This window comes from Spirosoma spitsbergense DSM 19989 (assembly GCF_000374085.1).
In the GTDB taxonomy this organism is placed as follows: Bacteria; Bacteroidota; Bacteroidia; order Cytophagales; family Spirosomataceae; genus Spirosoma; species Spirosoma spitsbergense.
The window spans coordinates 58,645-71,115 of sequence record NZ_KB893550.1 but is presented as its reverse complement, the minus strand read 5'-3'; the positions used below and the strand labels follow the sequence as shown (position 1 = coordinate 71,115).

Annotated in this window: 14 protein-coding genes and 1 pseudogene; 5 read left to right on the top strand and 10 right to left on the bottom strand. The window is 49.4% G+C overall.

All coding sequences use genetic code 11. The features are described from left to right. Positions 1 to 282 (top strand): annotated as a pseudogene (locus B157_RS39390) (hypothetical protein); the annotation flags it as partial. Between the two features lie 15 nt (positions 283 to 297). Here B157_RS39390 and B157_RS0117595 read toward each other — a convergent pair. After that, positions 298 to 1,125 carry a helix-turn-helix transcriptional regulator gene (locus B157_RS0117595; protein WP_020604628.1) on the bottom strand — a complete coding sequence of 276 codons (828 nt, stop codon included), beginning with the start codon at positions 1,123 to 1,125 and terminating at the stop codon, positions 298 to 300. Between the two features lie 379 nt (positions 1,126 to 1,504). On the opposite strand from B157_RS0117595, the gene B157_RS0117585 reads away from it, so the two are divergent. The 3 genes from B157_RS0117585 to B157_RS0117575 all read left to right on the top strand — a co-directional run bounded on the left by B157_RS0117585 (position 1,505) and on the right by B157_RS0117575 (position 4,485). Further along, positions 1,505 to 3,085, top strand: a complete 1,581-nt coding sequence (locus B157_RS0117585) for a Na+/H+ antiporter (protein ID WP_020604626.1) — start codon at positions 1,505 to 1,507, stop codon at positions 3,083 to 3,085. Positions 3,086 to 3,168: 83 nt separating this feature from the next. Beyond that, complete coding sequence (locus B157_RS0117580; protein ID WP_157618482.1) at positions 3,169 to 4,119, top strand: hypothetical protein; 951 nt, start codon at positions 3,169 to 3,171, stop codon at positions 4,117 to 4,119. Between the two features lie 54 nt (positions 4,120 to 4,173). Beyond that, positions 4,174 to 4,485, top strand: a complete 312-nt coding sequence (locus tag B157_RS0117575; protein ID WP_020604624.1) for a hypothetical protein — start codon at positions 4,174 to 4,176, stop codon at positions 4,483 to 4,485. Between the two features lie 28 nt (positions 4,486 to 4,513). Here B157_RS0117575 and B157_RS0117570 read toward each other — a convergent pair whose 3' ends face one another. Genes B157_RS0117570 through B157_RS0117555 form a run of 4 tightly spaced genes read right to left on the bottom strand, consistent with a single transcriptional unit; the run spans position 4,514 to position 6,937 of the window. Then, the gene (locus B157_RS0117570) at positions 4,514 to 4,987 is read right to left on the bottom strand and encodes a Dps family protein (RefSeq protein WP_020604623.1); all 474 of its coding nucleotides are present in this window, start codon (positions 4,985 to 4,987) and stop codon (positions 4,514 to 4,516) included. Between the two features lie 17 nt (positions 4,988 to 5,004). Then, on the bottom strand, positions 5,005 to 5,634 hold the full coding sequence (locus tag B157_RS0117565) for an alpha/beta hydrolase (RefSeq protein ID WP_020604622.1): 630 nt from the start codon (positions 5,632 to 5,634) through the stop codon (positions 5,005 to 5,007). 50 nt (positions 5,635 to 5,684) lie between these two features. Further along, positions 5,685 to 5,984: a GNAT family N-acetyltransferase gene (locus B157_RS0117560; protein WP_020604621.1), complete on the bottom strand. Its 300-nt coding sequence runs from the start codon at positions 5,982 to 5,984 to the stop codon at positions 5,685 to 5,687. Between the two features lie 11 nt (positions 5,985 to 5,995). Further along, positions 5,996 to 6,937: a ring-cleaving dioxygenase gene (locus tag B157_RS0117555; protein ID WP_020604620.1), complete on the bottom strand. Its 942-nt coding sequence runs from the start codon at positions 6,935 to 6,937 to the stop codon at positions 5,996 to 5,998. A 656-nt stretch (positions 6,938 to 7,593) separates the two neighbouring features. Between B157_RS0117555 and B157_RS0117550 the strand changes: the two genes are divergently transcribed. Next, positions 7,594 to 8,106, top strand: coding sequence for a general stress protein (locus B157_RS0117550; RefSeq protein ID WP_020604619.1), 513 nt, complete (start codon positions 7,594 to 7,596; stop codon positions 8,104 to 8,106). A 1,006-nt stretch (positions 8,107 to 9,112) separates the two neighbouring features. Here B157_RS0117550 and B157_RS0117540 read toward each other — a convergent pair. From B157_RS0117540 to B157_RS0117520, 5 genes are all read right to left on the bottom strand, one after another. Continuing rightward, positions 9,113 to 9,736: a class I SAM-dependent methyltransferase gene (locus B157_RS0117540; RefSeq protein ID WP_020604617.1), complete on the bottom strand. Its 624-nt coding sequence runs from the start codon at positions 9,734 to 9,736 to the stop codon at positions 9,113 to 9,115. Positions 9,737 to 9,838: 102 nt separating this feature from the next. After that, positions 9,839 to 10,846, bottom strand: a complete 1,008-nt coding sequence (locus tag B157_RS0117535; protein ID WP_020604616.1) for an SLAC1 anion channel family protein — start codon at positions 10,844 to 10,846, stop codon at positions 9,839 to 9,841. Then, positions 10,843 to 11,265 (bottom strand): nuclear transport factor 2 family protein, encoded by a 423-nt coding sequence (locus B157_RS0117530; RefSeq protein WP_020604615.1) that lies wholly within the window; start codon positions 11,263 to 11,265, stop codon positions 10,843 to 10,845. The genes B157_RS0117535 and B157_RS0117530 overlap by 4 nt, the downstream gene beginning before the upstream one ends. A gap of 64 nt (positions 11,266 to 11,329) precedes the next feature. Further along, positions 11,330 to 11,851, bottom strand: coding sequence for a cytochrome P460 family protein (locus tag B157_RS0117525; RefSeq protein WP_020604614.1), 522 nt, complete (start codon positions 11,849 to 11,851; stop codon positions 11,330 to 11,332). Between the two features lie 150 nt (positions 11,852 to 12,001). Continuing rightward, a complete protein-coding gene (locus B157_RS0117520; protein ID WP_020604613.1) occupies positions 12,002 to 12,442 on the bottom strand; it encodes a VOC family protein in 441 nt (146 codons plus the stop codon). Positions 12,443 to 12,471: the final 29 nt, after the last annotated feature.

Genomic DNA, 12,471 nt, shown 5'->3' with positions numbered 1-12,471 from the left:
TTTGGTGCCTTCAAATCCAGAGGCTTTGATTTAGAAGGGTGTGGCCTAACCAAGCATCATCGCCTTCGTCGGCTGTTGTTTATCTTGTCAATGAGTCTGATTTGGGCCCTTGAAACGGGCGAGTGGCTCATCAAAGCGGGTCATAAAATACCAACCCGCAACTTGACAGGCCGATGCCAAGCGTTGTTTAGTTTATTCCGTCACGGTTTAGATGAACTGCGCGATAGAATCCTTAAAGGCCAACCTGTTGGCCACCTTGTACCACTTTTGTCCTGTACTTAGGTGGTAGCTATAAAGTTAAGCCAATAAACTCTGGCGGTAGGTGGTAGGCGTGTGGTTATAGTAGCGTTTGAACAACTTGTTAAGGTGACTCACGTCGGAAAAGCCAAATTCGTCGGCAATCTGAGAAACTGTCAGTAAGGTATGTTGAAGCCGTGTGGCAACAAGCCTGAGTTTATGCCGGATAATGAACTGCGGAATGGACTCACCAGCCTGTTGCCTGAACAGTGTATTCAGATGACCGGGTGAATAATTGAATTTGTCAGCCAGGACATCCATACGCAGCCGATCCGGCTCGCCGATGTGTTGGCTGATGTAGGCAATGATGCGCCGGGCCAGGACAGAGGTGTAGGTTTGTTGGCCCACTATGCCAACTTCCTGCTGGGTAAGTAATCGGTCGAGTAGAGTTAAAATCACACTCATTAATGAATCGACGATGGGGTTGTTAGCCAGGTGACGAAGATTCCGCTCTTCCGACAGGAGAATGGCCACCAGTGCCTTCAAATTATCCTGATCCGCAGCGTCGGTCGTAATCGACCCCGGACGGGGTGAAGGATTCCACCAATGACTGTTGATTTTCAGCAGGTTACTGACGAAAAACGCGGAGAAAGAGAGCCAATAGAAGTTCGTTCGCTGCGTAATTAGAAAGCTGTATCGGTCCCTGGCACCCAGAAAGAAAACATCGCCCGGTCGATAGGCAAACTGATTCCCGTTGATTAGATGATAGCCTTCACCCCCCTGAACCAGAATGAGCGTGTAGGAGTCAGACGGTTGGTCGGATGTGCTCCATTGGTCTAATTCGATATTTTTTATGGACAGAGACTTTTTCTGAAGGAGGCAGTTCATGGCAACTGTAGATGAAGGTTGATTTATTAGACAGTTTTCCCACAACCAATATAATGCCACTCCGGTTAACCCTATTTTTTCGTGATAAAACATTGCCTATCAGGCTATTACAGTGAACATATAGCATTGCCTACGCTCCAATATAGTGGATACTCCATTGCATTGGAGGTACTATACCCAATAATTCCGGAGAGTTCTCTTCACATAACCCCCGACTTGTTAAACGCCTGAACCACCGGCGCCACTTCGCGACGACACACCAGCGTTTCCGGCTGATTGTACCGTAAAAACATCAATTTATACTTCTGTTTCGATACGGGCTATCGCTAAGTTTGTTTCGATGCGCTGCGTGGTCTTTTCCCGTATCGCTAACACGCCTATGCACCCGTTAGAAACGGTACTCCTGCTACTCATTTTCGTGATTGGTCTGGCCCTACTCACCCAACGGATTCGACTGGCATTTCCGATCCTGTTGACGGTGGGCGGTTTGGGCATTGGGTTCCTGCCGGGCTTACCCCGGGTAGTACTTGACCCGTCTGTAGTACTACTGGTATTCCTGCCACCCGTGCTCTACAGTGCCGCCTGGTATACCAACTGGGGCGACTTCAGACGCTACGGCGAACCAATCATGGTACTGGCCCTGGGGCTGGTGCTTGCTACCAGTTTTGGGGTTGCACTACTGGCCCACGCGATGATTCCCGGCTTTACCATAGCGATGGGATTGGTGTTGGGAGCCATTGTGTCGCCCCCCGATGCGGTTGCCGCTACGGCTATTATGAAAACCCAGACGGTGCCCCGAAAAATTGTCACGATTTTGGAGGGCGAGAGCTTAGTCAACGATGCTACTGCGCTGGTACTCCTGCAACTGGCCCTGGTTACCGTTTCATCGGGTACATTCTCGCTGGGCAATGCCGTACTGGAATTTATAATGCTGGCCGGGGGTGGTGTCAGTGCAGGGTTGGTGGTAGGCTTTGTGTCCTTCTGCATACACAGACACGCTAAACTGGAACCCGCGCTCGAAACGGCACTGACGTTTGTAACGGCTTATCTGGCTTATCTGCTGGCCGAGCATTTGCACTTGAGTGGCGTATTGAGTGTCGTATCGGCGGGCCTGTTTAATGGTCACAAACAATCCCGCATACAACGCCCGGTCGTGCGTATGCAGGCGGTGGCCGTCTGGGATTTTGTGATTGTATTATTGAACGGGCTGATTTTTATTCTTATCGGGCTGCAACTGCCCTACGTAGTAAACGCCATCCGGGGGCAATCGGTAGGGCAACTAGCGGCCTACGGTATCAGTATTAGCCTGATAGTGGTCATCATTCGGTTTGTGTTTGTATTTATGGCCGATACGCTCTCCAATAAGATTCGTGACCTGCTACATCTGCCGCCGATATTTCCGACGCGTCGGCATACGACCTTGCTGGCCTACATCAGTATGCGGGGCATCGTTTCGCTGGCAGCCGTGCTGTCTATACCCGAGCGACTGGCCAACGGCAATTTGTTTCCGGAGCGGAATCTGTTCCTATTTATAACCTTTTGTGTTATTCTGTTCACCCTGGTTGGGCAGGGCATTTTGTTGCCGGTTGTGATTCGGGCACTGGCGTTCGATCAACAATCCTCCGATTATATGTCCCGGCATGAAGTAAGGACGAAACTAACGCAACGGGCTTTAGTTCAGGTTCAGCAACAGGCCGATCAGGAAAAACTGACGGGGCCAACCATACAGGCTGTTATTGCCCATCATCAGACGCAGGTAGACGAGTTGACTCACGCCGAAACAGCCTACCTGACAGAGCAGCATCAACTCCATAAAAAACTGATGATGACCGGTATTCAGGCGCAACGGGATGAACTAATCGCCCTGCGCGACCAGCGGCAAATCGACATCGATCTGTTCCACGAACTGGAAAACGAGATGGATCGGGAAGAAATACAGTTGAACCATCTGAACACTTGAGAGCGCATCATTTTTTACCAAAAACAGTCAATTTATACCGCTTTAAGGACGTACCGATGGCATTCAGTAATCACCTGACTTTCATGATGAAGCTGCGTTCGATTGCTTCCCTGCTCATTCTCCTCAGCATGCTCCTGTCATCGTGCCAGTCGCAAAAAACCAGTCTGACCGCTATGAGCCACCAAAAAAAATACTGTCAGCCAACGATCAGGCTGGACTATGATTCGAGTTACCTGCCTATTCCAGATGTTCAGTCCGTTCTGCAATCCGATACCAGTCTGACAAACCGATTTTCGAACCATGATTTGCTTGTCGCCAATGCCGCAGGTATGCTGCCTTTACTCCGGGAATTTACCAGACTGAAAACCATCAGTTCTGAAAGCGCGGATCGGGAACGTTTCGTCGTGGGGCAGCACATAACGGACCGGCTTTGGCTCGCGTCTATGCAAGTGTCTGGTACTGCAGCCGAGCTTGAATGTGAGGCCGAGCGGGCTAACCGACTGGCAGCCTATTTGCAGCAAATAGATAGCAAACGCATCCAGCAGTTAACCCTACTCTCGGTGGTAGTTGGTGCCCTGACGACCGTTGTGACCGCGTTCATTCGGGCGGATACCCCCAACAAAACGGTCACTATCGGCGGGGGTATGGCCACTGCCCTTCTGGCCGGTAAAGCGGCTATCTCCTCAAAACGGACGATTCACTTAGTGGACGACCGCAATTTATTGACTGACATCTGGGATCAGCATCAGCAATCACGTGTTTATCCCCCATTCGTATGGAAAATGCTGATGGAGCGTTCATTCAGTTATGGCGGTCAGCATTCGATTAGCTTTACGACCCGACAGCGGTGGGTCAACTACACGTTAACGGGGAATACTGCGCGGGAAGAACAGCTATATTTCGGCACTGAAGGTGATTATGGGGCCGATAACCTGATGACACGGGTCGCCATGCTGAACCAGCTTCAGGCCTCTGTCCGGCTTTTTTACCAGGATTTACAAAGCCTGAAACTCAACCTGTCAAAACAATTTTAAAGTCCCTTGCCACGCTAACCAGCGTAGTGATGTGCCAACTAAACAAACCTACTTATGCCTCATAAATCCTTTGTTATCCGCGTTTTGCCCAGTTTGGCGACCCTGATAACGCTTTCTGTTTTCTCCTCTTGTGCCAGTCCCAACGCATTTTCCAAAAAAGGCATCGTTCAACAAATCGAGCCGGGGAAAGATGGCTATACCGCAAGTCTACGCGAGCCGGGTGGAAGCGATTTTGATGCGCTGGTGAGCCGGGGGCGGATGCAGCAGGCATATCGACTGGTAAAGGTGGGGGATAAAATAACAGTAGAAGGTGATACAATCCACCTGAACCAGCGCGTTCTGGTGCTGGTCGAAAAGATTAAGTAAAGATTGTTCTTACCGGTAAGAACAATCTTTACTTAAGGTGCGCGCGAAGCATCCAGGCGATTTTTTCGTGGGTTTCCATCAGGCCCGTAACGAAGTCGCTCGTGCCAGCGTCGTGGTGGGCGTCCTGAAATTCATTGATTGTACCCCGGATAAACTCAATGATGCTTTCGTGGTCGCTCAACAGTTGGGTTATCAGGCTGCGGCTGTCGTTCCCGCCCGCATCCTGCTCGGTCAGGTGGGTGAGTTGCAGGAATTTATTCAGCGTGGCGGGGGCGTAGTGGCCAAGCTGCCGGATCCGTTCGGCCACACTATCCACAATCTCGGCCGACTGCATATACAGGTGTTCGAAATAGACGTGGACAGAATGAAAATCCATGCCCTCCAGATTCCAGTGGGCGTTGAGCGTCTTGGTATAAAGCACAAATTCGTCAGCCAGCAGTTTGGTCAGTTCGTGCGCCACGATTTCGCGGTTTTCGGGTGTTATTCCTATGTTTGTTTTCATGCGTGTAGCGTTTACAATTATATTTTTGCGTTTTTGAAAATGAAGTTGTTGACTTGTTCAATCTCGTCCTGACTAATGGTATGCCCCCGGTTGGGGTAAACTTTTTCCATGACGGACGCTCCCATGCTTTTAAGCAAAGCCGTCGAAGCCCGTACCCGCTCAACGGGCACATGGAAGTCAGTGTCGCCGGTGCCGATGAAAACAGGCGTACCGGCAAAATCACCCGCGTACTTACCTGAGTCCACTTTATCGCCGATTAGTCCACCCGTAAAGGCCACGATACCTCCATAGCGAGTTGCGTGCCGGGCCGCAAACTCCAGTGTCAGACACGCTCCCTGCGAGAAGCCCAACAGATAAAGTTTTGTGCGGCTGATGCCCTGACTTTCCAGCTCACTGACCAAATCGGCCAGCATGGACAGGGCCGATGACAGGGCTGGTTCGTTCTGAGCCGGTGGTGCCAGAAATGAGTGCGGGTACCAACTATGACCAGGAGCCTGCGGAGCCAGCAACGCAAAATCTGCCACATCGAGGTACTGCGCCAGGGATAGGGTGTCCTGCGCACTTCCGCCCCGCCCGTGCAGCATCAGCAGGACATTGGTTGCCGTAGTTAGCGGTTGCCCCCCCGTTACGATACGTTCCGAATGCATGGGTAAAGTAGTTTGTAATGATGGAGAAACAGTTTTCCAAACAAGTAGCTTCAGCTAACGGATTCGGTCCACAAATCGGCATACCGTTCAGGATGATTCTGAAACTGGGTGAGCACGAACGGGCATAGGGGCTGCACCCGGAGGTGCTGCGTACGGGCATAGTCGACCATTGCGTTCAGCAACTGTTTCGCGTATCCTTTTCCTTGCGCTTCCGGTGCAACCTGGGTGTGATAGGCGGTTAGTCGGTCACCATTGACGCTGACAATCATTTCGCCCAGTTCGGTTGTATCCTCATAGAGTTTGAATGCTCCCTGGCCATGTTGCCTGAGCATTGATTTAACGATAGCCATCCTGTCGTCAGTTACATTGTTTTTAATGCCGTTAGTGCCTTTTCGATTCGGGTCCGCGACGTCTCGTATTGTTGGGGTAGTTTGAGATGAGTGCCCAGTTCGGGTAGTGGCTCATCGACCGTGAAACCCGGATTGTCGGTAGCAATCTCAAACAGAACGCCCCCCGGTTCGCGGAAGTAGATCGAAAAGAAATAGTCGCGGTCGATTTTGGGCGTAATCTGTAAATGGCTGGCCAGAATCTTTTCCCGGAACTCCATCTGAACAGTTTCGTTGGCTACCCGGAACGCCACGTGGTGGTTCGTGCCCGCGGCAGTGCGGCCCGCGTGTCCGTCCGGCTCTTCCAGCAGGTCAACAATGGCCGCTTCGGGTACGCTGTCGGTTTGAAACCGGTAGCGATTCCCTTCCTGCGCCAGTAGCCGGTACCCGAAAATATCGGTTAGTACCTTCGCCGTGGGGTCTATTTTTTGCAGCGTCAGCGTTACACTGTGGAACCCACGGGTGGCGATGTTCTGCTTCACGTCTTCGGTTTCCCAGGCGGGGCGGCTGTCAACCTGTTTGGGAACAGTGAGCGTAAACGCCAGCCCGTCGGGGTCGGTAAAGGGCAGGTACTGTTCGCCAAATCGCTCCGCCTGTTCATCCGTCGACACACCCGCTTCCCGGAACCGACCAACCCAGTTGTCCAGACTATCAGCCGGGACCGAGTACCCAATTTCGGTAGCCATGCCGGTACCGTTACGCCCGGGACCGATGCCCTCCCAGGGAAAAAAAGTCAGGATGGTGCCGGGCATACCTTCCTCGTTGCCGTAGTAGAAATGGTAGGTGGTAGGGTCATCAAAATTAACCGTCCTTTTTACCATTCGTAACCCCAGCACATGGGTGTAGAAATCGTAATTACGCTGCGCGTTGTTGGCAATGGCCGTAATATGATGAAGGCCGAGAATAGACTGATTCATACGGAAAGATAGGCTATGAGTGCACAGGCCCTGGGTTCGGAGACGCTTTCCCAGGTTAAAAAAATCGGCCTACATCCTCTTTTAAGGAATATCGGATGTGGGCTGGGTTGGAAATCGCTACCAGATAACTAGTTTTCTAAAAGCGTGCCAAAGCAAAAAATGGCAACTATTAGGTGTAAAAAACACGTCAAGGCAGTCCTGAAGCTCATTCTTCGCCCTATATGGTTAAGAGTAAGGCCATCAGCACTCCATTAATTTGGATTATCCAACGCTCAACTCCATCGTATTGGATACGCTCCATAAATCGGCGGCAGTATCAGCAGGGAAACCCTATAAAAGTGCATGTAGCGTATTGATAAGTAGCTTGCGAGGGGTAACTATTGCTGAATCAAACTTGCATGTCCAATAGGATGGAGCAATGATGATAAATTCCAATACAATGGAGTCAATGGAGTTGTAGCAATGAATAATGCTGAATCTAATTATCAAAACAATCTATTGATTATCAAATGATTACCTCATATCCATTCTTCTTTTTGCTCAGGCTGCTGACCTGGCATCTATTTGGTATAAAGTCCGGGGAGTAATGTTAAAAATTAGTCGGGCTGCATTTACATATCATTCTCACAACCATCACGTTAAACTCTGATTTTGCCATGAAAAACCAAAACACATTTGTTGCTCTTTACAAAAGCCATGACCTGGCCGAAGATGCCGTTAAAAAACTTCAGAAGGCCAGTTACGACATGAAAAAACTCTCCATTGTCGGCCAGGATTACCACACGGAAGAGAGTGTTATCGGGTATTATAACCTGGGTGACAGGGCCAGAAAATGGGGTGGCGCAGGGGCCTTCTGGGGCGGTATGTGGGGCTTACTATTCGGGTCAGCTTTCTTTTTTTTGCCGGGGCTGGGGCCGGTGGTCATTGCCGGGCCATTGATAGCCTCGCTGGTGGCGGCTCTCGAAGGAGCCATAGTGGTGGGTGGGCTTACTGCGCTGGGAGCCGCTTTGTATAGCTTGGGGATTCCAAAGAACAGTATTTTGACGTATGAGACGGAACTCAAAGCAGGTAAGTTCATACTGGTGGCCCATGGAAACGACGATGAAGTAGAGAACGCCCGCAACATTCTCGGCATCAGCCAGGAAATTCCGGAAACGGCTCTGGTGTAGTCCGGTTTCGATTTTACGTACTTCCCCAACCGGATGGGGCATACGGTTGCATCGGCGGTTTCGCCGAGCTTACCTGTTCTTAGCTATACTATTCATCCCGATGGAAATTGCTGAAGCCATTACAGCTTTTGGACCGTATCCTGTACCGGGCAGGCAATTTCAGGGGTCATCATCTAAATCATTTAAGTCATGAAAAATAACCTTATCATTTATGCGCCCAGTGTTTTAGTCGCCGGGCTTATGCTTAACCTGAGCGGATGTAGTCAGTCAAATGCTGACCAGACTGATACTACCGCCCAATCGGTTACTATTGATTCTACCTACGAGGACGTTGCTATCCCCGAAGTACTGGATAATACCTCGGATGTTTACTTTGAACGAGCGGTGTCGGCACTTCGGCAACACAACAACAAACGGGCAGCCATCGAATTGAAGTCAGGTATCGCCGCTTTCGAGGAGGAAGCCCAGTTCAGTGGGACCCGTACAGAGGGAACGCTGGTTAAGCAATTGGCTAAAATGAAAGCCTTAGTGCCGCAAATCGAAAGTGGTAACGCTACCGATTATGCTGTCCAATTTACAACTGAAGTAGGTGAACTGCTGGTGGCACACGATANAATTGAAAAAATTGAGACCTTGCCCGTATATACGGCCGCGATGAATATACACATGCGTCAAATGCTGAATCAAATCGAGAAAAATACGGTCCATCTCGGTCAGCAGGCCCGACAGGAAGGAAAGGCTGTGATTGAAGACGCCCGTGTGGCAGTGAATAATTTCGACAACGCAACCAAAAACGATACCCAAAAGGCCAGGCAGAACGTCAGGCAGGAATTAAGCAAAGTGAAGTTATTCATCAAGAAGTACATCTAAAATTGGCCTTGTGAACGTACGTCATCCAGGCCTGGATGACGTACGTTCACAAGGCCAATCAGATGCCAAAAATCTACCTGATTCAGCATGAATCCTGCTAACCTGCCCATTTAGTACTCCCGGCGTACCCCATTCGTTATTCCTTCCGTCCGACAAATCGAATAACGGAGCCTTCGCCATTGTGATATATACCTTCCTTCAGGCTAATTACTTTTTCAATCAACTCGATACTATCGTAGTGTTTAAAATCGGATGTCAATTCGTCAATCGAAAATAAACTCTCTACATCGGCCGGGCCGCCAACTTTTTCGTTTTTACGCCTGTACTCGAGGTGGTTTTTGCTGAATGATTCAAAAATAATTAGGCCGCCTTTACGTAAGTACTGGCTCAACAACTGATGATAAGCTGACTTCAGACTGGCGGGGAAATGGGCATAAATCAGTGCAATGACGTCAAATTGCTCCTTCTTATAATTTAATGCAGGAAGTTCGCCTACCTGATAGTCGATACTGACATTATTTTCCCAGGCCAGTTGCAAGGCTTTATCCCGCCCCTTTGTACTGATGTCGAATGCGGACACTTTCCAGCCCAGTTTAGCAGCAAATACAGCGTTTCGCCCCTCTCCTTCAGCGGGGAAAAGTATTGTTCCGGCAGTTAATTTCTGTAACTGTTCTTTCAGGTATTCATTCGGTTCTACTCCATAGGCATACTCATTTTTGCCATACCTATCTTCCCATCTTTCAAGCCAGGGGTCTTTCATGTTGTTCCAAATTAGACATTGATGTACACACAATCTGATAACACGAACAGCTCAGTGATTTTCACTCTTGAAGTCAAAAACGCATATCAACCGCCATATTCGTTACGGCAGGCGACTGGTTATTAACCCGTAAAGAGTCCTGAGTACCATATAACCGACTAAAAGTGTTACACCAATTAGCAGGATTACCGCCATGCTCCGGCTCAATATTGTCGGCTTATAAATGGCGTATTCAAAAGCTGTTTTACATAAGGCAGCAATCGGGAATCCCATACCCCACCAACTGAGCGTAAACGGTAGTCTGAAGTTGATAACCCTGTAAACAACAACGGCAAACAGAAACAGAGCGAAATAATAAAGCACCGTATTGAATAAGTCAATTCGATGGGTTAACGTATGATACCCCTGAAAGGCGAGGGAAAACGGCAGGGTTAACATAAACAGGGAGGGCTTCAGGGACTGCTCAAGTCCATCCTCAAATACGAGTCGTGAAAAGATAAGGGTCAAAAAAATGAGGGCCAGACCTATTCCTACAGAGAACCCCAGCAACATCAATTCCCCGGCTGCTCCGAACGTCATCGAGCCACCCGTTACGGCAATGTTGAACGTACCTGCACCCGAAATGAGCCAGACTGGTGTTGCATTCAGGCGATTTTGTTGACTGGTAATCAGACGATACGTTGTCAGGAACGACATTGCGATCATGAGCATAGCACCAACCAGCCAAATCGACCCTGCCAGTTGGAGCGAGTAGGGAATGACTGAATTGGCAAGCAGCAGGATGCTGATGGGAATGGTACCGAAGAAGCTGCCAATGACCGGATGCTTAAATTCGCCTATTACTTGCTGAGGGTATCGAAATGCCTTCAGGCCATACCCAATGGATAGCCCGATGAAAACAATCCAGGCGGTTAGCCCCAGGACGTCGGCGATGCCCGCATCAGTTCCAAACAGATGGGCTGAGAGTCTCCAGTCAACTGTCAGCCCAGCCAGGCTCACTACCGAAGCAAACAAATTTACCGGCAAGCGGGATAAGGGTCTGTCTGTTGACTTCTTATCGGCAGGGCTTTCGGGTATTGTTTGTAATCCAATTGGATTAACCGTTTTCATAATCCAAGTCTGTTCGGGGGAACGCCATCAGGAAACATACTTTTGGCAACCTGTACCATATCAAGAGCCTCACGAATCAATTTAATCTTGCCGTTTTCGGCCACAAGTCTTCCCATATAGGCCTGTTTATAGGCTAGCCCGGTGGCCACTACCGTAGCATCGACATCATATTCGCCAAACGCCTGGTCGGGCGTGTCGATATGTATCCTGATGTTCTGAAACACAAAATCAGCGAAGGTGTGGGGAAGGCTCTGAAGAAATTGATAGATAACATCTTTCCCGTGCCATTGCCAGGGCATTTCTAAACTGCCCAGATAAGGCAGCTCGATGGTGGCATCATCGGCGAATAGGTCAATGATCTTATCGGCATCGTTGATGTTTTCCAGATAACTGAGTAGTAACTCTTTTGCGGTTTTCATCTTACTTTTCTGTTCTGATTTTCAAGTGATTCGCTCTATTGGTAGTGCCGTGCCGCTCACCGTATCAACGGGCGTATTGGGTAAAAACAAAATCGCGGCTCTGAACAGCCTGGTGACAGGGGAAGCAGGTGGCGTGTACCGCTACATTGACAGATTCGCCCTCGTTGAACTGTGCGAATCCCCATCCACCGGACAAGGCGTACTCTTTTGAATCCTTGACGATGAACTGATTATTCTTAGGGTGACCCGCCACGAAGGATTGGCGACGGCCGAAAACTTTATTGTTTTCATCCGACGAGACATAATCCCAGGATAGTCGGGCTATAATAGCACCGTCCGGAAAAGGGCGTGTTCCATTTCGGTACGCTTCTATCGCTATATCATTGCCCAGTATGGCACGCAGATCGTTAAGCGTACCTTCTTCGTGGGCCACAGAAATCAACCGCCAGTCGCGAAACCCGGCAGGAATCTTTATGCTATAAATGGAATCGACTTCTCCGGCACCGTATTGGGGTGAAGGTGGTACAGGGGTGTACTTGCCAGCCAGTAGTAGTATGGTGGACAGTAGGGCTGCGGTTAGTTTCATACAGCACATTCGTTAAACGAGTGAAAAATGAACCTTCGTTGATTGAGCTTCGGCTGAATCAGTAGACGAAAAGGCCATAAATGGAGCAATCAGTACCCAAAGGACGGGGCGGGTTAGCGTTACGTGCTGGAAACCTGAAAAATTGTGGGCCTACACGTCTCTCTGGAAAATATTGATGAAGTTGCCATCCATGTCCCGTATCATAGTCGAAGGCATACCATCGTCCATCAGATTCATTTCTTTCCAGGCGAAGGTTACGCCTTTCGCTTCCAATTCAAGGGTGGCGTCATGAAGGTCATTGACTTGTAATACCAATGTTTTGTTACCAATTGGCAGTAGGTGGGCCGGTGCATCGGCAAACATTTCGTTAATGAGAAAACCATTCTGTACCCACAGCATTTCCAGGCGGATGTCCGATTTTTGTAGAAAAGCAATTTCAGCACCACCGAGCGCCGTAAAGGTCTCCCGGCTCAACACCTGAAAACCAAGTGTATCTCCGTACCACTGAATGGCTTTTTCTACATCGGAAACCGTGAAAGCCAGGTTGTGCAGGCTAAGGCTCTGCAAGCCATTTTCTGAATAAGTATCCATACTGTTTTATGTTGATCGTTATCGGTAAT

Excerpts from the sequence above, each read along its gene's own strand:
- B157_RS0117535 (WP_020604616.1), bottom strand. The coding sequence starts at position 10,846 with ATGAAAACGGTTAATCCAATTGGATTACAAACAATACCCGAAAGCCCT.
- B157_RS0117550 (WP_020604619.1), top strand. The coding sequence starts at position 7,594 with ATGAAAAACCAAAACACATTTGTTGCTCTTTACAAAAGCCATGACCTG.
- B157_RS0117575 (WP_020604624.1), top strand. The coding sequence starts at position 4,174 with ATGCCTCATAAATCCTTTGTTATCCGCGTTTTGCCCAGTTTGGCGACC.
- B157_RS0117595 (WP_020604628.1), bottom strand. The coding sequence starts at position 1,125 with ATGAACTGCCTCCTTCAGAAAAAGTCTCTGTCCATAAAAAATATCGAA.
- B157_RS0117530 (WP_020604615.1), bottom strand. The coding sequence starts at position 11,265 with ATGAAAACCGCAAAAGAGTTACTACTCAGTTATCTGGAAAACATCAAC.
- B157_RS0117540 (WP_020604617.1), bottom strand. The coding sequence starts at position 9,736 with ATGAAAGACCCCTGGCTTGAAAGATGGGAAGATAGGTATGGCAAAAAT.
- B157_RS0117580 (WP_157618482.1), top strand. The coding sequence starts at position 3,169 with ATGATGAAGCTGCGTTCGATTGCTTCCCTGCTCATTCTCCTCAGCATG.
- B157_RS0117565 (WP_020604622.1), bottom strand. The coding sequence starts at position 5,634 with ATGCATTCGGAACGTATCGTAACGGGGGGGCAACCGCTAACTACGGCA.
- B157_RS0117555 (WP_020604620.1), bottom strand. The coding sequence starts at position 6,937 with ATGAATCAGTCTATTCTCGGCCTTCATCATATTACGGCCATTGCCAAC.
- B157_RS0117525 (WP_020604614.1), bottom strand. The coding sequence starts at position 11,851 with ATGAAACTAACCGCAGCCCTACTGTCCACCATACTACTACTGGCTGGC.
- B157_RS0117570 (WP_020604623.1), bottom strand. The coding sequence starts at position 4,987 with ATGAAAACAAACATAGGAATAACACCCGAAAACCGCGAAATCGTGGCG.
- B157_RS0117585 (WP_020604626.1), top strand. The coding sequence starts at position 1,505 with ATGCACCCGTTAGAAACGGTACTCCTGCTACTCATTTTCGTGATTGGT.
- B157_RS0117520 (WP_020604613.1), bottom strand. The coding sequence starts at position 12,442 with ATGGATACTTATTCAGAAAATGGCTTGCAGAGCCTTAGCCTGCACAAC.
- B157_RS0117560 (WP_020604621.1), bottom strand. The coding sequence starts at position 5,984 with ATGGCTATCGTTAAATCAATGCTCAGGCAACATGGCCAGGGAGCATTC.